This window comes from Ruegeria arenilitoris, assembly GCF_013031355.1.
GTDB classification, from domain to species: Bacteria; Pseudomonadota; Alphaproteobacteria; order Rhodobacterales; family Rhodobacteraceae; genus Ruegeria; species Ruegeria arenilitoris_C.
The window spans coordinates 195,652-213,967 of record NZ_WPZO01000006.1 but is presented as its reverse complement, the minus strand read 5'-3'; the positions used below and the strand labels follow the sequence as shown (position 1 = coordinate 213,967).

At 60.4% G+C, this 18,316-nt stretch carries 20 protein-coding genes; 10 read left to right on the top strand and 10 right to left on the bottom strand.

Annotated features, from left to right (window positions below; all coding sequences use genetic code 11):
- The first annotated feature begins 39 nt into the window (after nucleotides 1-39).
- Nucleotides 40-462 carry a tellurite resistance TerB family protein gene (locus GOX63_RS15840; RefSeq protein WP_170327101.1) on the top strand — a complete coding sequence of 141 codons (423 nt, stop codon included), beginning with the start codon at nucleotides 40-42 and terminating at the stop codon, nucleotides 460-462.
- 2 nt (nucleotides 463-464) lie between these two features.
- Here GOX63_RS15840 and dacB read toward each other — a convergent pair whose 3' ends face one another.
- From dacB to GOX63_RS15815, 5 genes are all read right to left on the bottom strand, one after another.
- Entirely contained in the window at nucleotides 465-1,943 is a 1,479-nt protein-coding gene (dacB, locus tag GOX63_RS15835) for a D-alanyl-D-alanine carboxypeptidase/D-alanyl-D-alanine endopeptidase (RefSeq protein WP_170327102.1), read from the bottom strand.
- A gap of 66 nt (nucleotides 1,944-2,009) precedes the next feature.
- Nucleotides 2,010-2,630, bottom strand: coding sequence for a nicotinate-nucleotide adenylyltransferase (locus GOX63_RS15830; RefSeq protein ID WP_170327103.1), 621 nt, complete (start codon nucleotides 2,628-2,630; stop codon nucleotides 2,010-2,012).
- Nucleotides 2,631-2,662: 32 nt separating this feature from the next.
- Nucleotides 2,663-3,133: an MOSC domain-containing protein gene (locus tag GOX63_RS15825; RefSeq protein WP_170327104.1), complete on the bottom strand. Its 471-nt coding sequence runs from the start codon at nucleotides 3,131-3,133 to the stop codon at nucleotides 2,663-2,665.
- 89 nt (nucleotides 3,134-3,222) lie between these two features.
- A complete protein-coding gene (locus tag GOX63_RS15820) occupies nucleotides 3,223-3,753 on the bottom strand; it encodes a YcnI family copper-binding membrane protein (protein ID WP_170327105.1) in 531 nt (176 codons plus the stop codon).
- A 49-nt stretch (nucleotides 3,754-3,802) separates the two neighbouring features.
- The gene (locus tag GOX63_RS15815) at nucleotides 3,803-4,240 is read right to left on the bottom strand and encodes a hypothetical protein (RefSeq protein WP_170327106.1); all 438 of its coding nucleotides are present in this window, start codon (nucleotides 4,238-4,240) and stop codon (nucleotides 3,803-3,805) included.
- Nucleotides 4,241-4,306: 66 nt separating this feature from the next.
- On the opposite strand from GOX63_RS15815, the gene ettA reads away from it, so the two are divergent.
- From ettA to GOX63_RS15790, 5 genes are all read left to right on the top strand, one after another.
- A complete protein-coding gene (gene ettA / locus GOX63_RS15810; protein ID WP_170327107.1) occupies nucleotides 4,307-5,974 on the top strand; it encodes an energy-dependent translational throttle protein EttA in 1,668 nt (555 codons plus the stop codon).
- Nucleotides 5,971-6,717 carry a hypothetical protein gene (locus GOX63_RS15805; RefSeq protein ID WP_170546360.1) on the top strand — a complete coding sequence of 249 codons (747 nt, stop codon included), beginning with the start codon at nucleotides 5,971-5,973 and terminating at the stop codon, nucleotides 6,715-6,717. The genes ettA and GOX63_RS15805 overlap by 4 nt, the downstream gene beginning before the upstream one ends.
- A 311-nt stretch (nucleotides 6,718-7,028) precedes the next feature.
- A complete protein-coding gene (locus GOX63_RS15800; RefSeq protein ID WP_170327109.1) occupies nucleotides 7,029-7,652 on the top strand; it encodes a hypothetical protein in 624 nt (207 codons plus the stop codon).
- A gap of 276 nt (nucleotides 7,653-7,928) precedes the next feature.
- On the top strand, nucleotides 7,929-8,135 hold the full coding sequence (locus GOX63_RS15795) for a cold-shock protein (protein ID WP_170327110.1): 207 nt from the start codon (nucleotides 7,929-7,931) through the stop codon (nucleotides 8,133-8,135).
- Between the two features lie 189 nt (nucleotides 8,136-8,324).
- Nucleotides 8,325-8,885, top strand: coding sequence for a L,D-transpeptidase (locus GOX63_RS15790; protein ID WP_170327111.1), 561 nt, complete (start codon nucleotides 8,325-8,327; stop codon nucleotides 8,883-8,885).
- Here GOX63_RS15790 and GOX63_RS15785 read toward each other — a convergent pair whose 3' ends face one another.
- The gene (locus GOX63_RS15785; RefSeq protein ID WP_170327112.1) at nucleotides 8,886-9,524 is read right to left on the bottom strand and encodes an arylesterase; all 639 of its coding nucleotides are present in this window, start codon (nucleotides 9,522-9,524) and stop codon (nucleotides 8,886-8,888) included. It lies immediately after the preceding gene.
- A 47-nt stretch (nucleotides 9,525-9,571) separates the two neighbouring features.
- On the opposite strand from GOX63_RS15785, the gene GOX63_RS15780 reads away from it, so the two are divergent.
- The gene (locus GOX63_RS15780) at nucleotides 9,572-10,267 is read left to right on the top strand and encodes an ABC transporter ATP-binding protein (protein ID WP_170546357.1); all 696 of its coding nucleotides are present in this window, start codon (nucleotides 9,572-9,574) and stop codon (nucleotides 10,265-10,267) included.
- Nucleotides 10,264-12,792, top strand: a complete 2,529-nt coding sequence (locus GOX63_RS15775; protein ID WP_170546354.1) for an ABC transporter permease — start codon at nucleotides 10,264-10,266, stop codon at nucleotides 12,790-12,792. Before GOX63_RS15780 ends, GOX63_RS15775 begins: the two co-directional genes overlap by 4 nt.
- 2 nt (nucleotides 12,793-12,794) lie before the next feature.
- Here GOX63_RS15775 and GOX63_RS15770 read toward each other — a convergent pair whose 3' ends face one another.
- Nucleotides 12,795-13,241 carry an RrF2 family transcriptional regulator gene (locus GOX63_RS15770; RefSeq protein WP_170327115.1) on the bottom strand — a complete coding sequence of 149 codons (447 nt, stop codon included), beginning with the start codon at nucleotides 13,239-13,241 and terminating at the stop codon, nucleotides 12,795-12,797.
- 95 nt (nucleotides 13,242-13,336) lie between these two features.
- Here GOX63_RS15770 and GOX63_RS15765 point away from each other — a divergent pair, with 95 nt between their 5' ends.
- Nucleotides 13,337-13,906 carry a gamma-glutamylcyclotransferase family protein gene (locus tag GOX63_RS15765; protein ID WP_170327116.1) on the top strand — a complete coding sequence of 190 codons (570 nt, stop codon included), beginning with the start codon at nucleotides 13,337-13,339 and terminating at the stop codon, nucleotides 13,904-13,906.
- Nucleotides 13,907-13,957: 51 nt separating this feature from the next.
- On the opposite strand, the gene gltX is transcribed toward GOX63_RS15765, so the two are convergent.
- Both gltX and GOX63_RS15755 read right to left on the bottom strand, forming a co-directional pair.
- Nucleotides 13,958-15,283: a glutamate--tRNA ligase gene (gene gltX, locus GOX63_RS15760; protein WP_170546350.1), complete on the bottom strand. Its 1,326-nt coding sequence runs from the start codon at nucleotides 15,281-15,283 to the stop codon at nucleotides 13,958-13,960.
- 100 nt (nucleotides 15,284-15,383) lie between these two features.
- Nucleotides 15,384-15,818, bottom strand: a complete 435-nt coding sequence (locus tag GOX63_RS15755) for a DUF1801 domain-containing protein (RefSeq protein WP_170546347.1) — start codon at nucleotides 15,816-15,818, stop codon at nucleotides 15,384-15,386.
- 116 nt (nucleotides 15,819-15,934) lie between these two features.
- On the opposite strand from GOX63_RS15755, the gene GOX63_RS15750 reads away from it, so the two are divergent.
- Complete coding sequence (locus tag GOX63_RS15750) at nucleotides 15,935-16,867, top strand: MBL fold metallo-hydrolase (protein ID WP_170327119.1); 933 nt, start codon at nucleotides 15,935-15,937, stop codon at nucleotides 16,865-16,867.
- 4 nt (nucleotides 16,868-16,871) lie between these two features.
- On the opposite strand, the gene GOX63_RS15745 is transcribed toward GOX63_RS15750, so the two are convergent.
- The gene (locus GOX63_RS15745; RefSeq protein ID WP_170546344.1) at nucleotides 16,872-18,200 is read right to left on the bottom strand and encodes an NAD(P)/FAD-dependent oxidoreductase; all 1,329 of its coding nucleotides are present in this window, start codon (nucleotides 18,198-18,200) and stop codon (nucleotides 16,872-16,874) included.
- Nucleotides 18,201-18,316: the final 116 nt, after the last annotated feature.

The window sequence follows — 18,316 nt, the reverse complement described above, 5'->3', positions numbered from 1 at the left end:
TATCGTGCGGGCGCAGAAAAGACCAATCAGGACGACACCATGACCGAACAAGTACCCCACCCGATGTCCCCACAGGATTGCCTTGTCGCGATCATGGTTGCGGTCTCTGCCTCAGATGAGACCATCCGCACAGCCGAGCTGGTCAAGATCGAAGGCGCGGTCAACATGCTGCCGGTATTTGCCGAATATGACATCGACCGCACCCGTCGCGTGTCACAAACCGTGTTCGACCTTTTCGAGCAAGAGGACGGGCTGGATGCCCTGTTCGGCCTGATCCGCGACAACTTGCCCGAGCGGCTGCACGAAACGGCCTATGCGCTGGCCTGTGACGTGGCCGCGGCGGATGGGTCGCTTGCCGAAACCGAGCTACGCCTGCTGGAAGAAATCCGGTACGAGCTGAATATCGACCGTCTGCACGCCGCCGCAATCGAGCGCGGCGCACGGGCGCGCCACACCACCTGATCTCAGCTGCCCGCCAGCATCCCCCAGCGTTCGATCAGCGCGCGCTGCAGTTTGCGCGACCTGTTGTTCCAGCTGCGCGCGCCGTCGGGGCGTTCGCGCAACGCACGGGGGATGGTCGCACGGTGACCGACATCTGCGGTGAAGATGGCAAAGGCCAGCTCTGATCCATCCGGAGCCGTGATGAACCCGCCCAACCCCGACACGAAATTCAGCGTACCGGTCTTGGCATCCACTCTGATCGGGTGATCCTTGACCGGCCGCCCCTGACTGTCCAAAAGCTTGAATTTCTTGAGCAGCGGCTGAAGTGCCCCGTCCTTATGCGCCTTGACCAAAGCTGTCACCAGATCAGCAGGCGCGACGCGTGACGCATCACCAAGCCCCGAATGATCCACCATCGCGATGCCGCGCACTACGTAGGTTTCTGAAGCCCAGCGGTTCATCTCGTCAGCTGAGTCAGCCAGACCCTGCAGCTCAGCACCCCGCGCTTTCGAAGCCGCCATTCCAACCATTTCAGCTGTGATGTTGGTCGAGTATTTCAGCATGCCCTGAAGAATACTCTCCAGCGGGTCGCTTTGATGCACTGCCAGAACTGTGCCCTGCGGGGCTTCGCGTGTGATCTGCACACGGCCCAGCACGATTCCATTCACCCGCGCCAGCGTGCGGAACACGTCCCCTGCGTAAAGCGCCGGTTTGCGCACTGGCAACCAGCGCGCGCCGCCATTGCCCAGCGCACCTTTGGCCACCGTCCAGCGATCCTGCCGGGCGCTTGGCTGATAGGTGTAAATCGGCAGGCTCCGCTTTTCGACCCGCATTGATGCCATATCCACGGACGGCCTGTAACGGGCCGTGCGGGCATCCATGGTCACATCGTAACCTGTGCCGCCGCGCTTCCATTCGAAATGCACGCGGTTGAAGTTCAGAGCAATGCCGCTGACGGCCGGGCTGTAACCCAGATGATCCGGCTGCCCCGGATCGATGCTGAAGACATAGGGAAGCGCCCCGTCATAAACCTTAAACGCGCCGCGTACCTCGGCAATCCCAGCCTCACGCAGATTGGCCGCCAATGCCGCCAGATCGTCAGTATCCAACAGGGGATCTCCGCCCCCCACAAGGATCAGGTCGCCCTGCAGCACGCCGTTTTCAATCGGACCATCGGCGATCAATTTGGTTTCGAACCGGTAGTCGCCCCCCAGAACGTCCAGCGCGTAAAGCGCCGTCAACGCCTTGGCAACGCTGGCGGGGGGCAGGCCCTGATCGCCGCCAAACTCTTCAAGCTGCGTGCCTGTTTCCACATCAGCGACGGCAAACGCCACCTCGCCTCTCAGCCCTGCGGATTGAATCAGCCGCTCTGCTCCGGTGGGCAATTCCCCCCGCAACTGAGGCCGCAACGATTGCACGGGGGCATCAGCCAGAGCCGGACCCGCAAAAATCGAGGTCCCTAACCCGGCAAGAAACAAACGACGTGAAAGACGATCAACCATGGGTCAATTAAAATCCCAGAGATCACAAGCAAACAACCACTGAATGCGATTATGCGCGCATCTTGGCTATTCAGGCAACACCCCGCCATCCCATTCGCCACGCGTGCGCAGCTCGGTCGAGCTGACATCCACCATCGGCACGTTCACGAAACACCACGCCGGAGCCTGCGCCCGCCCCAACAGATGCCGCGCCTGACCGTCGATGCGATAGCGCGCATACAGCCGGGCTGCAGGAGACATGCGGGCCGAAATTCGATCCCCCGGCCGCGCCACCACACCGACCGGCACGCTGTCCATGATCTGGCGCCAATCCTTCCAGCGGTGGAACTGCGCCAGGTTATCGGCACCCATCAGCCAGACGAATTTCACCTGCGGGTAAAGTCGTTGCAACGCCGCCAATGTATCCGCGGTTGCACGTGTTCCGGTCACCGCCTCGATATCTGTCACTTCGACCCGAGGATGTTGCATGACAGCCTGCGCGGCCCTGACCCGCCGTTGCAACGGCGCAGGTCCGCGTTCTTTCAACGGATTGCCCGGTGACACCAGCCACCACACCCGATCCAGTCCGAAGGCCTTCATCGCCTCAAGCGTTACATGCACATGCCCCTGATGCGGCGGATCAAATGACCCGCCAAACAGACCGATAACCTGCCCCGGTCGTGCATATGGAATGGCGCTGCGCAACATTCCTTGCTGATGTTCAGAACTCAAGCGGCTTGTCAATCAACAGGTTGCACAGGATCACCCAGCCGAACCCGTCCGGGCCGCACCACTTCGGCACACCACCCGCCATGCCCGCGCACGGCCGAGTACCCGCCCTTACCCAGCGCCTCCTCCATCCGGCTGCACGGCGCACAGATCACAATAAAGCGCAGGATCGACTTGCCCACCTGCACCTCACGACCCTTGAGCGCAGCAAGATTGATCCCCGACACCACCAGGTTGCGCCGTAGAATTTCGGGGGCAACCGGCCCCTGCCCCAGATAGGACCCAATCGTCGCCAGATGCTCCTGCTGGATCAGAGTCACCGCCCGCTTGCCGGCACGCCCCCGGTCACCATCCAGGCCGCTGGTCGAGATCATGACGCTGTCCGCAACCTGCATCCCAGCCCTGCGTTCGGGACGCATTCCGATCCAGTCAATTCGGCCGGGCTGCGCCCATGTTGCAATCAATTCTGCCAGTTTGGACATCTGTGCAGCCTCATTTCCAGTTGACCCATCGATTCGACAAAAAAAGGCGATGCAATTCGCACCGCCTTTTCCTGTATCAGGTTTCGGGCCTAGTGGTTATGGCTGTGACCCGCTTTCAAATGCAGACCCGGTGCCGGATGTTCCAATTCATGCGGGTCCTGTCCCTCAGCCGGGATTTCGATCCATTGCTGATCGGCGCTGGCGCATTCCTGAACAGTGGGGAAGAACAACATCTGATCAGGCGTCAGAGAGCCGTCCAGCTTGGCGCGGAACACGAACTCATCATAGTGATCATTCGACAGCTCACCAGTCCAGATGATCTCTTTCACGCCCGAGGTCAGGGTTTTGCCGTAATAGTCATAGCTGTGTGCATAATCGCCGGTGACGGTTTCCAGCACCCACCCCGCCTTGGGCATCGGCTTGACCGAGATCACGCCCTCGGGGATGACGATCCGCATCTTCAGGGTCGCCTGCCCGTCGCAACCATGACCAACGCGCATCACGCCTTTGTAAAAGCTGCCAACTTCGGCCTCTTGCGTTTCCAAGGTGGCATGCGCCAGCGCACAGGTTCCGGTTACAGCGGCAATGACCGCTGCGGATACAATATTCAAAAGTTTCATGATTTTTCCTTTTTTCGTAGTGAGTTCCCAGATTTCTCTGGTGATTTCATCACACGACGAAAGGCGGAGATCGCGCCGAATACGGCGTCAGAACCATCCGTGAGACAAGAGCCTCATCGAAGCGGACCGCAATCCGCTCGCCTTCGGCCTGAAAAGCGGAGGCCAGGCTTGGATACAGGGACGGCAGGGCGGATATGACCAGCACACAGGTCGGGCACTGCGTTTCCGCCTCGCCATACCCGCAGATATCGCTTGCTGAAAACCCCAGCAGCACGGGATCCGGACCCGTCGGGATCGGCCGCGCCAGATGCAGACCCGCAAGCACCGCAAAACACAGCGCTGCAAACAGCGCCAAACCTGTTTTGCATTTCACCCCTGCGTTTGCCAAATCCGGACCGCCTGCTGCATTTTCAGCCCGGTTTACGGCGATCATCAGCGCGGTGCAAACCCGCTTGACGGCCATAATTGTCGCAGCATGCAATCCCATTGCCCCCACCCAAACCATCAGCTATCACACCGGCCAACCTAATTTCCCCGACCCAGAGGACGCGACATGGCCGCCTATCAATATGTCTACCACATGCAGGGTGTCTCCAAGACCTATCCCGGTGGCAAGAAGTGTTTTGAAAACATTCACCTGAGCTTTCTGCCCGGCGTGAAAATCGGTGTTGTCGGCGTCAACGGCGCGGGTAAATCGACGCTGATGAAGATCATGGCGGGCCTCGATACCGACTTCACCGGTGAGGCATGGGCGGCCGAGGGTGCCAAGGTCGGCTATCTGCCGCAGGAACCCCAGCTGGATGAATCGCTGTCTGTCCGCGAGAATGTCATGCTGGGCGTGGCCGCGAAAAAGGCCAAGGTCGATCGCTTCAACGAGATCGCCATGGAGATCGCCGAGAACTACTCGGATGAGCTGATGGAGGAAATGACCACCCTGCAGGACGCGATCGATGCGGAAAACCTGTGGGATCTGGACAGCCAGATCGACGTCTCGATGGAGGCGCTGCGCTGTCCGCCGGACGATGCCAACATCGCCAACCTCTCGGGTGGTGAGAAACGCCGCGTGGCGCTGTGCAAGCTGCTGCTGGAAGCGCCCGACATGCTGCTGCTCGACGAACCGACCAACCACTTGGACGCCGAGACCATTGCCTGGCTGCAACAGCACCTGATCGACTACAAGGGCACCATCCTGATCGTCACCCACGACCGGTATTTCCTGGATGACATCACCGGCTGGATTCTGGAACTCGACCGCGGCCGCGGGATTCCGTATGAAGGCAACTACTCCGCATGGCTGGAACAAAAAGCCAAACGGCTGGAGCAGGAAGCGCGCGAGGATAAGTCCAAGCAGAAAACCCTGCAGCGCGAACTGGAATGGATGCGTCAGGGCCAAAAAGCCCGTCAGGCCAAATCCAAGGCCCGGATCAACGCTTACAACGAGTTGGCTGAGCAGTCCGAGCGCGAAAAGCTCACCCGCGCCCAGATCGTCATCCCCAATGGCCAGCGCCTTGGCGGCAAGGTGATCGAGGTCGAGGGCCTGTCGAAACACATGGGCGACAAGCAACTGATCGAAGGGCTGGACTTCGCCCTCCCCCCCGGCGGCATTGTCGGCGTCATCGGCCCCAACGGTGCCGGTAAATCGACCCTGTTCAAGATGCTGACCGGTCAGGAACAGCCCGACAGTGGCACCATCACGCTGGGTGACACGGTCGAGCTGTCTTATGTCGACCAGTCCCGCGACGACCTCAAGGATAACGACACCGTGTGGGAGGCGATCACCGGCGGTGCCGAGATCATCCAGTTGGGCGACGCACAGGTCAATTCCCGCGCCTATTGCTCGTCCTTCAACTTCAAGGGCGGCGACCAGCAGAAAAAGGTCTCGCTGCTATCGGGTGGTGAACGCAACCGCGTCCACATGGCCCGTCTGCTGAAAGAGGGCGGCAACGTGCTGCTGCTCGACGAACCGACTAACGATCTGGACGTTGAAACCCTGCGCGCGCTGGAAGACGCGCTGGTCGATTTCGCGGGCTGCGCTGTGGTCATCTCACACGACCGGTTCTTCCTTGACCGTATCTGCACGCATATCCTGGCCTTTGAAGGCGATGCCCACGTGGAATGGTTCGAAGGCAACTTCGAAGACTACGAAGAGGACAAGAAACGCCGTCTGGGTCCGGATGCGCTGGAGCCCAAGCGCCTCAAGCACAAAAAATTCGCACGATGATCGACTTTATCGATAAACGCGTCGACAAGTGGAAGCGCAGCGTCCGCAAACGGATTGCTATTCGGCGGCTGCAGCGCATTCCACAAAACGCACCGAAAAACTGCGTTATTGTGGCCAGCAATGGCCGGTCAGGCAGTACGTTGACCTTTCTGGCTCTTGCTGAGGCGTTGAAAGAGATCGATCCGGTATCAGCCATTAAGGTGGATTTTGTTGCCCGGCTGAGTGACACGGAATTCTACGCTCCGTGCGTGTACAAGACACACGACTTCCCTCAGCCGCTATCCACATGGCCCGAGAATACCCGGGTCGTTTTTTGTTTCGGGCCAACCAAGGATTCAGCGTTTTCCGTCTTTTCCGCAATGGAAAGATACGGCGCGGACTGGATTGATCAGCACTTCTATCATCTGCACGCCACCGGCACCTATGATGAGCTGTTCGAACGCGACGTGCTGCAGCAGGCAAAGCAGATCAAGGAATGGGTCACGTTCGAAGACGTTCCTGTTCTATGCGTTCGCTATGACGCGCTTTGGGACCATCAGGAAACGATTTCGCGGTTTACCGGGTTGGAATTCACACCGCCCAAACGGCGCGAGCGAACCCCAAAAGACATCCCGGAAGAGTTCAAGACCAGCGCCGATCGGTTGTATGACCCGATTGATGAGATGATCGACCAGCTGCCGGAATGTTTTATTGCATCGGCCCAATACAGGAACGTCGTGGCTAAATTGCCTGCCACCGACTGAGCATCGCCAATTGGTGCCCTCTTTGGTCGGGCTCCGCCAAGATCTTTCAAAACGCGGGAGGCCAACGCAAGAGGGCCTGCGTGCGCAATGGCCATGCCCCGGTCGTCCGCGGCCGGGGTCTCTCTGTGTGAAACTCATTCGGTCGACTTGGCAACTACTCAAATCTGGTTCAATCTGTCACCATCTCGACAAGAGGGGATGTCAAGTAACAAAGGATCAATTCTGTGAGAGTGCTTTTCTCGAAAGGGCTTGTGTTCATATCCAAGCCACGCTGTGGCTCCACATCGGTCCGCAGATATCTGACCCGACACATGTCAGAAAAAGCCGGAGATTTTGCCGTCGACATCGCGTACCAATCCGAGCATTTTCACCCCCACGACACTGCCCCTTATGTCAAAGCAAAGCTGGCAGAACTGTATCCCGAACACGCTGGGCTTTCGTATTTCATGACCACGAGAAACCCGGTTGATTTACTTTGGTCCTGCTACCGGTTTTTCAAACCCGATGCCGAGTGCCGCTACAACTTTGACCCCGGTTGGGACGAAACTACGACGATGGAGTTCGAGGACTGGGTCCAGCACGGCAAACTGGGCATGAGGGACGGGTGGGAAGAATTGGCCCCCAGTTGGATCTCCACACAGAACCTGTCGCCCCTCAGCCTTGAGGCCTATTCCATTGACCGGGCGGGTGTTAACCACGTCGATCATCTGTTTCGGCTCGAAAACATAGATGAACTGAATGGATGGCTCTCCAACCGGCTACAGAAACCCAGGTATTCCGCTTTTTCACGGCGCGAAGACTTGATTCCACATGTCAACCAGGCGGATGCGGGTGGTCACCCCGAAAGTGGTGGAAAACCCATTGCTCTGTCCGACAAAAGCTTGCACGCGATCCGGCTGATGTTTCCTACCGAAAGCGAAATGTACGGAATTTGATCCAGCCCTGCCTGTTTTCCGGGCGTGCTTTCGGTAACTTTTCGCGCGGCCCCATCAGACCAGATTGATTATCCACTTCGGATATTCGCGGATCTTTAGTTTCCTTTAGGACGGGACTCCTCCCTTGCCCCGCGCCGTTGCCGATGCCATATCTAAAGGGCTAACGTTTTTCTATTTCGACCTACTGTCTCCTTCTACGGCGCTCAGTCTATCGATCCAGACAACGACGCCGGGCTGCCGCAACTCCGTGGGCAGCACTAAACAGGAGACACGGATATGCCCGCAGGCACCGTAAAATGGTTCAACACCACCAAAGGCTACGGCTTTATCGCACCCGAAGATGGCGGCAAAGACATCTTCGTTCACATCTCGGCCGTGGAACGTTCGGGCCTGACCGGTCTGGCCGACAACCAGAAGGTCACGTACGAGCTGCGCGCCGGTCGTGACGGCCGCGAAAGCGCCGACAACATCGTGCTTGCATAAGCTTTTGAAAGGGCAGAGCGATCTCTGCCCTTTTCTTTTCTGACCGCGGGCCTGCCTACGCGCTTGCGCCTGAATGTGTGTCCCCGTGATGACATCACAATCGGTTTACTTCCCGACGGCAATTGACCAGATCGGTTATCCTTCCGACATTGGTATCAAGATTTGTCTGTTGTTTTGAAGAGAGCTGCCATGTTCACGCGCCGTACCTTTCTAACCGCGACCGCAGCCGCCAGCCTCGTGCCCGGCGTTGCGGCGGCAAAGAAGAAAGCTGTCGAATACGACCCCACACCGCAATTTGTGCGGATTAAAAAGCAGTTCCTGCCGGGTCAGTTGCTGGTCGCACCCCGGTCTTTCTATCTGTACTACGTGACGGAACCGCGCAAGGCGGTCCGCTATGGCTGCGGGGTTGGCAAGGCCGGGCTGGAATTTACCGGCACCGCCACCATCGACGTTAAAAAAGAATGGCCAACCTGGCGCCCGACCGACGAGATGATCGAACGCGAGCCCATCACCTATGCCCGGTTCAAGGACAATGACTATGTCCAGCCCGGTGGCGGCGACAACCCGTTGGGCGCGCGGGCGCTGTACCTGTTCCAGAATGGCGTCGATACCTATTTCCGCATTCACGGCACCACGCAGCCGCAAACCATCGGTCATGCGGTCTCAAACGGCTGCATCCGAATGATGAATGAACACGTGATTGACCTCTATGAACGTGTGCCGATCGGGACCGTCGTGACCGTTGTCTGACTATTTCCGGGCCGCGGCGACAAGCTCCAGCACGTAAGGTCCCAGGTTTTCGACGATCAAAGCCACGCCATCTGCATTCGGATGAATGCCGTCCGGCTGCATATAGCGGCGGGCGGCGTCCGGGTCGCCCTCAGCGGTCAGGCCGGAGAAAAAGCTGGGGGCGTAGCTGGTTTCATACTGGCCCGCCAGATCAGGGTAGATGGCATCAAACGCCTCTTTGTAGTCGGCCCCGTAATTCCCCGGCGCCTGCATTCCGACCAAAAGAACACCGACATCCGCCGCACCCGCCGCTTTGACAATCGTTTCCAGATTGGCCCGCGACACTGCCGGGTCGACACCCCGCAGCAGGTCGTTGCCGCCAAGCGCCACGATCATCCCGTCCACATCCGGCGTCAGGGTCCAGTCCACCCGCGCCGCACCGCCTGCGGTGGTGTCCCCGGACACACCAGCGTTGATCAAGCGCACATCCGCGCCCTGCGTCTGCAGCCAACGGTCCAACTGAGGCACAAAGCCGTCCTGTTCGGGCAGCCCATAGCCTTGGGTCAGCGAATCCCCTAAAGCGGCAATCACCACCTGCTCGGCTGTGGCCGCAAAGCCGCAGAACACAAACAGCATCGACATCAAAGCCTTGCGCAACATCTGAACCGCTCCATATCCCAATTGACCGTCCCCATCCGGAAAGACCCATGACGACACCCGTTCTTTCGCTCCAAAATGCCGCTTTGTCGCTGGATGGCAATGCCGGCCGGGTGAATATCCTGCATGACATAACGCTGACCGTCGCCCAAGGCGAAACGCTGGGTCTGGTGGGGCCGTCTGGCTCTGGCAAGTCATCACTGCTGATGCTGATGGGCGGTTTGGAGCAAGCGACTGGGGGCGAAATCATTGCTTTGGGCCATGACCTGTCCGGGATGGACGAGGACGCGCTTGCCCGATTCAGGCGCGATACGATGGGGGTGGTGTTTCAGAACTTTCACCTGATCCCCACCATGACGGCGCTGGAAAACGTGGCCACTCCGCTGGAGCTGGCCGGGCACAAGGATGCCTTTGCCCGTGCCGAGGCCGAACTGGACGCGGTGGGCCTGTCGCATCGGCGCGACCACTACCCCGCGCAGTTGTCGGGGGGTGAGCAGCAACGGGTGGCGCTGGCGCGCGCCTCGGCCCCGCGCCCCCAGATCCTGCTGGCAGATGAGCCGACTGGGAACCTGGACGAAACAACGGGTGCGGCCATTGTCGACCTGTTGTTCGATTTGCGTGACCGGCACGGCGCCACGCTGGTTCTGGTCACCCATAGCCACAGTCTGGCCCGCAAATGTGACCGAGTGATCCGGTTACGGGATGGCACCATTGCGGAGGACGCGAACCAAGAGGCCGCAGAATGAGCCTGCGTCTGGCCGGGCGTCTGGCGCGCCGGGAATTGCGCGGCGGTGTGCGGGGTTTCCGGGTGTTTCTCGCCTGTCTTGCGCTTGGGGTGGCTGCCATTGCCGCTATTGGGTCGGTGCGATCTGCAATACAGACCGGGCTGACGCAGGAAGGCGCGGCGTTGCTGGGCGGGGACGCGCAACTGGAATTCACCTACCGCTTCGCCAGCGATGACGAGCGCGCGTGGATGCAACAAACCGCGACCGAAGTGTCCGAGGTTGTGGATTTCCGCTCAATGGCCGTGGTGCAACAAGGAGGCGAAACCCAGCGGGCCCTGACACAGGTGAAAGCCGTTGATGCAGCATATCCGCTACTGGGCACGCCAAAGCTGGAGCCCGACCAATCGCTTTCCACAGCGCTGGCCGACCAACAGGGCCCGCCCGGAGCGGTCATGGACCCGGTGCTGATGGACCGGCTGGGCCTCTCTGTCGGAGACCGCTTTGCGCTTGGCACACAGGACTTCGTGCTGACGGCTGCCTTGATCCATGAACCCGACGGCGCTGCGGATGGCTTTGGCTTGGGGCCGCGCACTTTGGTCCGAACCGTGGATCTGCAGTCGTCCGGCCTGTTGACACCGGGGACGCTGTTTTCCACCAAATACCGGCTGAACCTGCCACCAGAGGCCAACCTCGAACTGCTGTCCGCCGAAGCCAAACAAAGCTTCGAAGGCACCGGAATGCGCTGGACTGATGCCCGCAACGGAGCGCCGGGGATTGCCGAATTTGTCGCGCGCCTGAGTGCCTTTCTGGTTCTGGTAGGCCTGTCCGGTCTGGCGGTAGGTGGCATAGGCGTATCAGCCGCCGTCAGGGCCTATCTGGCGCAAAAGACCGAAACCATCGCCACACTGCGCACGTTGGGCGCGGATCGTGCCACGATATTCCAAACTTACATGATCCAGATCGGGGTTTTGTCGGGTATCGGCATTGCGTTGGGGATCGCGCTGGGGGCGGCATTGCCCCTGTCATTGGCCCCACTGATCGAGGTCCGCCTGCCCGTCCCTGCGGTTTTCACGCTCTACCCACGCCCCCTGGCCGAGGCCGCTCTGTATGGGTTGCTGACCGCGTTCCTGTTCACCCTCTGGCCCCTCGCGCGAACCGAGGAGGTCCGCGCCGCGACCCTGTTCCGCGATGCGTTGTCATCGGCGCGCGCCCTTCCACGCTCATCCTTCGTGGTCGCAACCGGGCTCGGGCTGTCTCTGCTGATCGCGTCCGCCACTTGGTTTAGCGGTTCAGTACGCCTGACGCTCTGGACGTCCGCAGGGCTGGTGGGCGCATTGGTTCTGCTGTCCCTTTCTGCCTTTGCGATCCGAAAACTGGCCCGCGTCAGCACCACAGCCGCCCGTGGCCGCCCTGCTCTGCGATGGGCCTTGTCGGCGATCTCGGACCCGCGTGAAGGGGCCGCTTCGGTCGTGCTGTCGCTGGGGCTGGGCCTTTCGGTGCTTGCCGCTGTTGGCCAGATCGACGGCACCTTGCGCAATGCAATCTCGGGCAACCTGCCCGACGTGGCCCCGTCGTATTTCTTTGTCGACATTCAAAAAGACCAGATGCCCGGTTTTACCGAACGGCTGGAAACCGACCCCGCCGTCAGCCGCATTGAAAGCGCTTCGATGCTGCGTGGGATCATCACCCAGATCAACGGCCAGCCCGCCCGCGATGTCGCGGGCGATCACTGGGTATTGGATGGGGATCGCGGCGTGACCTATTCCGCCACACCGCCCAAAAACACCCGCATCACCGCGGGCGCATGGTGGCCCGAGGACTACTCCGGCACGCCGCAAGTCAGTTTTGCCGCAGAAGAAGCCGAGGAAATGGGCCTGACCCTTGGCGACGAACTGACCGTGAACATTCTGGGCCGTGACATCACCGCAGAAGTCACCTCTTTCCGCGAGGTCGATTTTTCGACCGCAGGCATTGGGTTCATCATGTCGATGAACCCATCCGCCCTTGCCGGGGCACCGCACAGTTTCATCGCCACCGTCTATGCCGAAGAACAGGCCGAGGCCGACATCCTGCGCGATCTGGCAGGCCAGTTCCCCAACATCACCGCAATTCGGGTGCGGGACGCGATTGACCGCGTCTCGGGCCTGCTGGCCGGGCTGGCCGCAGCGACCTCGTACGGCGCAGGGATTTCCTTGCTGACCGGTTTTCTGGTGCTGATCGGAGCCGCCGCCGCCGGTGAAACCGCACGCCGGTACGAATCCGCGATCCTGAAGACGCTGGGCGCGGACCGACGGCGCATATTGATCAGCTTTGCCCTGCGCTCGGCCCTGCTTGGGGCGGCGGCCGGGACCGTTGCGTTGCTGACCGGTATTTTGGGCGGATGGGCCGTTGCCACTTACATCTTCGACACCGGCTTTTCGGTCATCTGGACCTCAGCCCTCAGCATCGTTCTGGCCGGCATTTTGGTGACCTTGGGCGCGGGCCTTGCCTTTGCCCTGCGTCCCTTGGCCGTACGCCCGGCCCGCATTCTGCGGGCCACCGACTGACCTCAGCGCACGCAGGCGACCGGTTGCAGGATTTGCAGCAAGTGGTCGTTGTCGCATACCAGCGCGTCCAGCGTAATCTCGTCCAGCGAGGCATAGAACACCTCGGCCGCGTCCTGCAGCGCCAGCCGCAACCGGCAGGCATCCGTCAGGGGGCAGGTGTTGTCTGCATCAGCAAAGCATTCGGCAATCGGCAGGTTGCCTTCGACATGGCGGAACACCGAGCCGATGCGAATTTGATCAGCCGGACGTGCCAGAGACATGCCACCGTTGCGACCGCGTTGCGTGCTCAGGTAATTCAACTGACTCAGCTGGTTGATCACCTGCGCCAGATGGTTTTCCGAAATGTTGCACACATCGGCAATCTCGGCCTTTGTCACCAGCCGATCCTGATGCGCCGCGCAATACATCAACAGGCGCACCGCGATATTTGTCCGTTTGGTAATCCTCATCGAGACCTCCCAAATTTCAAGATGCGACCTTATTGCATGTCCGACAAAAAAGCGGTTTGACATACATCAATCGCTCAAAAAGGACCTGACGGCGCATGGCAGACCCCTATTTCTTTGGCTATGGCAGCCTCGTGAACCTTGCGACCCATGATTTTCCCGACCCACATCCAGCGCAATTGAAGGGTTGGCGACGGGCGTGGCGGCACACCGACCTGCGCCCCGTGGCCTTTCTGACCGCAATCCCGGACCCCGAATCCCTGATCGAGGGGATGATCGCCCATGTTCCGAAAAACGACTGGGCAGCACTGGACGAACGGGAATGGGCCTATGACCGGGTTCCCACAACCCACGCCGTCACGCACCCCCTGTCCCATGATGTTGAAATCGCCGTTTACGCGGTGCCGCAGGGCCGTCACGCCGAGCCGAGCAATCGCCATCCGCTGTTGCTCAGTTATATCGACGTGGTCGTGCAGGGGTATCTGCGTACCTTTGGTGAGGACGGTGCGGACCAGTTCTTTGCCACGACCGATGGATGGGACGCGCCGATTTTGAACGACCGGGCGGAACCCCGCTATCCCCGGCACCAGCAGTTGAAACCGGCCGAGACGGAATTCGTCGATGACCGTCTAAATCGTTTGTCGGTTTCGATCGTACAGACCGCATAGAAAAAGGCGGGGCCATTGAACCCCGCCTTTCTGAATTCTGTTCTGTTGCTATCAGCCGCGCGCGCGGATTACCTGCAGCAGCGGCAGCAGGGTCGCCATTTCCGGCCCACGTTCCATCCCGGTCAGTGCCTTGCGCAACGGCATGAACAGACTTTTGCCCTTGCGACCAGTGGCCTCTTTCACGGCTTTGGTCCAGGTGCCCCAGGTCTCGCCATCGAACGGGCCTTCGGGCAGCAGAGCCACGGCTTCAGCGATGAAGTCGCGGTCCTCATCAGCAATCAGAGGCTCCGCACCGTCGCGGCACAGCTCCCACCAGCCTTTGAGATCACCCAGAGTGGTGATGTTTTCACGCGCCATCGCCCAGAAGGGCTCGGCCAACTCTGCCGGGACGCCAGCCTCGGCGACGGCATCCGCAACATCGGCCAGCGGCAGCGATTGCAGGTGCTTGGCGGTCAGCGGGAACAAGTCCTGCACGTCGAACTTGGTCGGCGCCGCGCCAAAACGGTTGACGTCGAACCCTTCGATCAGTTCCGCCATATCCGAGCGCAGCTCAACCGGATCGGACGAGCCCAGGCGCGCCATCAAGCTCAGCAGCGCCATCGGCTGCACGCCCTGTTCGCGCAGGTCACGCAAGGCTAGCGTGCCCAGACGCTTCGACAGCGCCTCACCCTGCGGGCCGGTCAGCAATGAATGGTGCGCGAAACGCGGGCAGGTTCCGCCCAGCGCCTCGATGATCTGAATCTGCGTCGCGGTGTTGGTAACATGGTCCGAGCCACGCACCACATCGGTCACGCCCATCTCGGTGTCGTCGACAACGGACGCAATTGTATAGAGAACCTGACCGTCACCGCGGATCAGAACCGGGTCAGAGACCGAAGCCGCATCGATCGAGATGTCGCCCAGAATGCCGTCATTCCACTCGATCCGTTCATGATCCAGCTTGAAGCGCCAGACACCATTGCCGCGTTCGGCGCGCAGGGCCTCTTTCTCGGCATCCGACAGGTTCAGCGCGGCGCGGTCATAGACCGGCGGCTTACCCATGTTCAGTTGTTTCTTGCGCTTGAGGTCCAGCTCGGTCGGCGTTTCGAACGCCTCGTAAAACCGGCCCATTTCGCGCAGCTTGTCGGCGGCCTCGGCATAGCGGTCCAGCCGGTCGGACTGACGTTCAATCCGGTCCCAATGCAGGCCCAGCCACTCCATATCCTGCTTGATGGCGTCGACATATTCTTCTTTCGACCGCTCGGGATCAGTGTCGTCGATACGCAGGATGAACGTGCCGCCGGCCTTGCGGGCGATCAGATAGTTCATCAGGGCGGTGCGCAGGTTGCCCACGTGGATGTAACCGGTGGGCGACGGGGCAAAACGGGTGGTGGTCATGGGTGTCTCCTGTTGGCGCGGCTCATGTCACAGGACGGGCCAATTGTCCAGACGAACACCATTTGCAGCGACCCAATTGGAGAATTGTCCGACAAGCAATTCAGGTCGGTTCGACTGGCCAATGCTGCTCGAGATCCTCGAGCCCGGCGCGGATCAACTCGGCCAGAACGTCCAGATCAATATCCGCCAGCTTGTTCACATAGAGGCAGGACTTGCCCAGCTTGTGCTTGCCCAGCCGGGACAGGATATCGCCGAAGTCCGCATAGCCGGGCATGATGTAGATCGACAGTGCCGCCTTGCGCGGGGAAAAACCTGTGGCCAGAAAGTCGCCCTCACGCCCGGATTTGTAGCGATAGTGATAGCGGCCATAGCCCACGATCGATGGGCCCCACATGACGGGCTCAAACCCGGTCGCTTTGCGAAACAGGGCGTTCAGCACCTTCGCGTCGGCGGCTTTTGACGCCGGTTCCACGGCCGACAAAAAGCGCTCGACACTTTCTCCAGAGGGGACGGTTTTGTTTTCTGATCGGGGCATGAACAAGAATTAACACGACATGTTCATCCACACAGCCCACTTCATAGGGGTATAGTCTGGCAAGGACCTCTTGCCGTCCTAACTCACCTACAGGTGTTCTGACAGGGAGAACCACAATGACCATCAAACTCACACGCCGCGCCGCACTGGGCTCTGCGGCTGCTTTGCCGTTTGCCGCAGCAGCGACCCCGCTTTTGGCTGCGGGAACTGAGACCAAGGCGAACTCGACCATCGCCAAATCTTTCAAACTGGGTGATTTCACCGTCACCACGTTGCTGGATGGCAGCCTGCCACGTGACGGGGCCAAAGAGATTTTCGGCGGTGGTGCCTCGGATGAGGATTTCGCCAAGGTGTCGGCCGACAACTTCATCTCGCCGGACGTGGCGCAGTTCTTCTTCACCCCGACGCTGGTCAATACCGGGTCCGAATTGGTGCTGTTCGACACTGGCCTTGGCAAAGGTGGCATTCAGGCAGCGCTGGCGGATGCGGGTGTCACCCCGGATCAGATCAACGTCGTTGTCATCACCCACATGCACCCCGACCATATCGGTGGTATGACCACGAATGACGCGCCGACCTTCCCAAATGCACGTTATGTCACCGCATCACCCGAGTATGATTTCTGGGCGGCGCAGGAGGCAGGAAACCGGGTCGGAGATTTGGTGGCCGCCAAGGTGACACCACTGGCCGAGAAAATGACATTTGTCGAAGACGGCGGTGAAGTTGCCTCGGGCATCACCGCCGTCGCGGCGTATGGGCACACGCCCGGCCACACGGTTTATCATCTGGAAAGCAACGGTCAGCGGCTGGTTCTGACCGCCGACCTGGCCAACCACTATGTCTGGTCCTTTGCCCATCCGGAATGGGAAGTGCGGTTTGACATGGACAAGGCGGCGGCCACTGCCTCGCGGCGCAATGTTCTGGGAATGCTGGCTGCCGACAAGGTGCCGATGATCGGCTATCACATGCCCTTCCCTGCCGCTGGCTTTGTCGAAACCCGTGGTGACGGGTTCCGGTTTGTGCCGGTCAGCTATCAGATGATGGGCTAGGCCTTCAGTATCCGGGGTCCGGCCGCACCTTTGAGCCATCCGTGAAACGGGACAGGCGGAAGGCGGCCGGATCGACGCAGGGCGGGGTTCCAGCAACCAGATCAGCCATCAAACGGCCCGCTGCCGGGCCGATGCCAAACCCATGGCCCGAAAACCCGGTTGCGATGAACATGCCCGGCAAGTGATCTACGCCCGAGATCACCGGCACCGCATCCGGTGTGACGTCAATCAGGCCGGCCCAGCTTTGGACAAGCTCGGTCTGCTCCAACACCGGGAACCCTTTGCGCGCTGCGGCCCAGGCCTGCCGCAGAGCTTTGGGCGAGGGCTCGGGGTCCAGCACGCGGCAGTGTTCGAACGGAGAGACATCTGTGGGCAGCCAGGTTCGGTCCTGCTGCGCCTCGATGCTCCAACGCTTTGACAGACGAAACCGCAGCGATCGCCATTCCTGTGCAAATGCGGGCAGGAACTGCCGCGCCAACCGAAAACTGTCAGGCACGATATCCACCGTGTTTTCATGCCCCGACGCGATGGAATAGCCCCCGTCCGCCCGTTTCCGCATGGCAAAATCGTCGGACCAGAGCGCCGCTTCCGGTCCTTCCACCGGTGAGGTCCGCAGAACCGTATTCAGAACCTTCAATTGCGGCAGGTCGATCCCCGCGTTCCCGGCAAACAGGCGCGACCAGGCCCCGCCCGCCAGAACGACGTAGTCACAGGCCACGCGGCCTCGTTCGGTGAATACACCTGCGATGCGACCATCCCTGGCATCGACGCTGCGGACGGCGCAATTGGTCATCAGAACGGCACCGCGATCACGCGCTGCCTCGGCAATTGCGGGGGCGGCCAGTTGCGGTTCCGCGCGGCCATCCTGCGGCATAAAAAGGGCACACTCATGATAGACCTGATTGCCCGGTAGCAGATCGTTCAACTCGGCCCCCGAAACCAGCTTCGCACCGGTCTGCAACCCGTCCACGTGGCGCAACCAACGTTCCAGGTTGCCTCTGCCGCGCTTGCCCGAAGCGCCAAACAGGATGCCCGCGCGCGTATAACCCGTTTCTCGCCCGACGCGTTGATCCAGCCCCTGCCAAAGATGCAGCGACTCGACCATCAGCGGAATCTCTCGCGGGTCACGCATCCCCAGACGGACCCACCCCCAGTTACGAGAGCTTTGCTCGCCCGCGATCTGCCCCTTTTCGCACAACAGCACCGAGGCCCCGCGTTCAGCCAGTTCCAACGCGGTCGATGCACCGATGATTCCGCCACCGATGACAACGACGTCTACGGTTTTGGGCAGGTGCAGATCGGGTTCGACGGGGGTTGGTTTGGGACCGGGCATCAACCGCTCTTACATCATGGCTCGGGCCGCCATGAATGCGTGGGACAGGCGCCTAGGCAACATGCCTTCTGCCGCAGGCGAGATGTTTTTTTGCAGCTGTGGCGCACACGCCAACA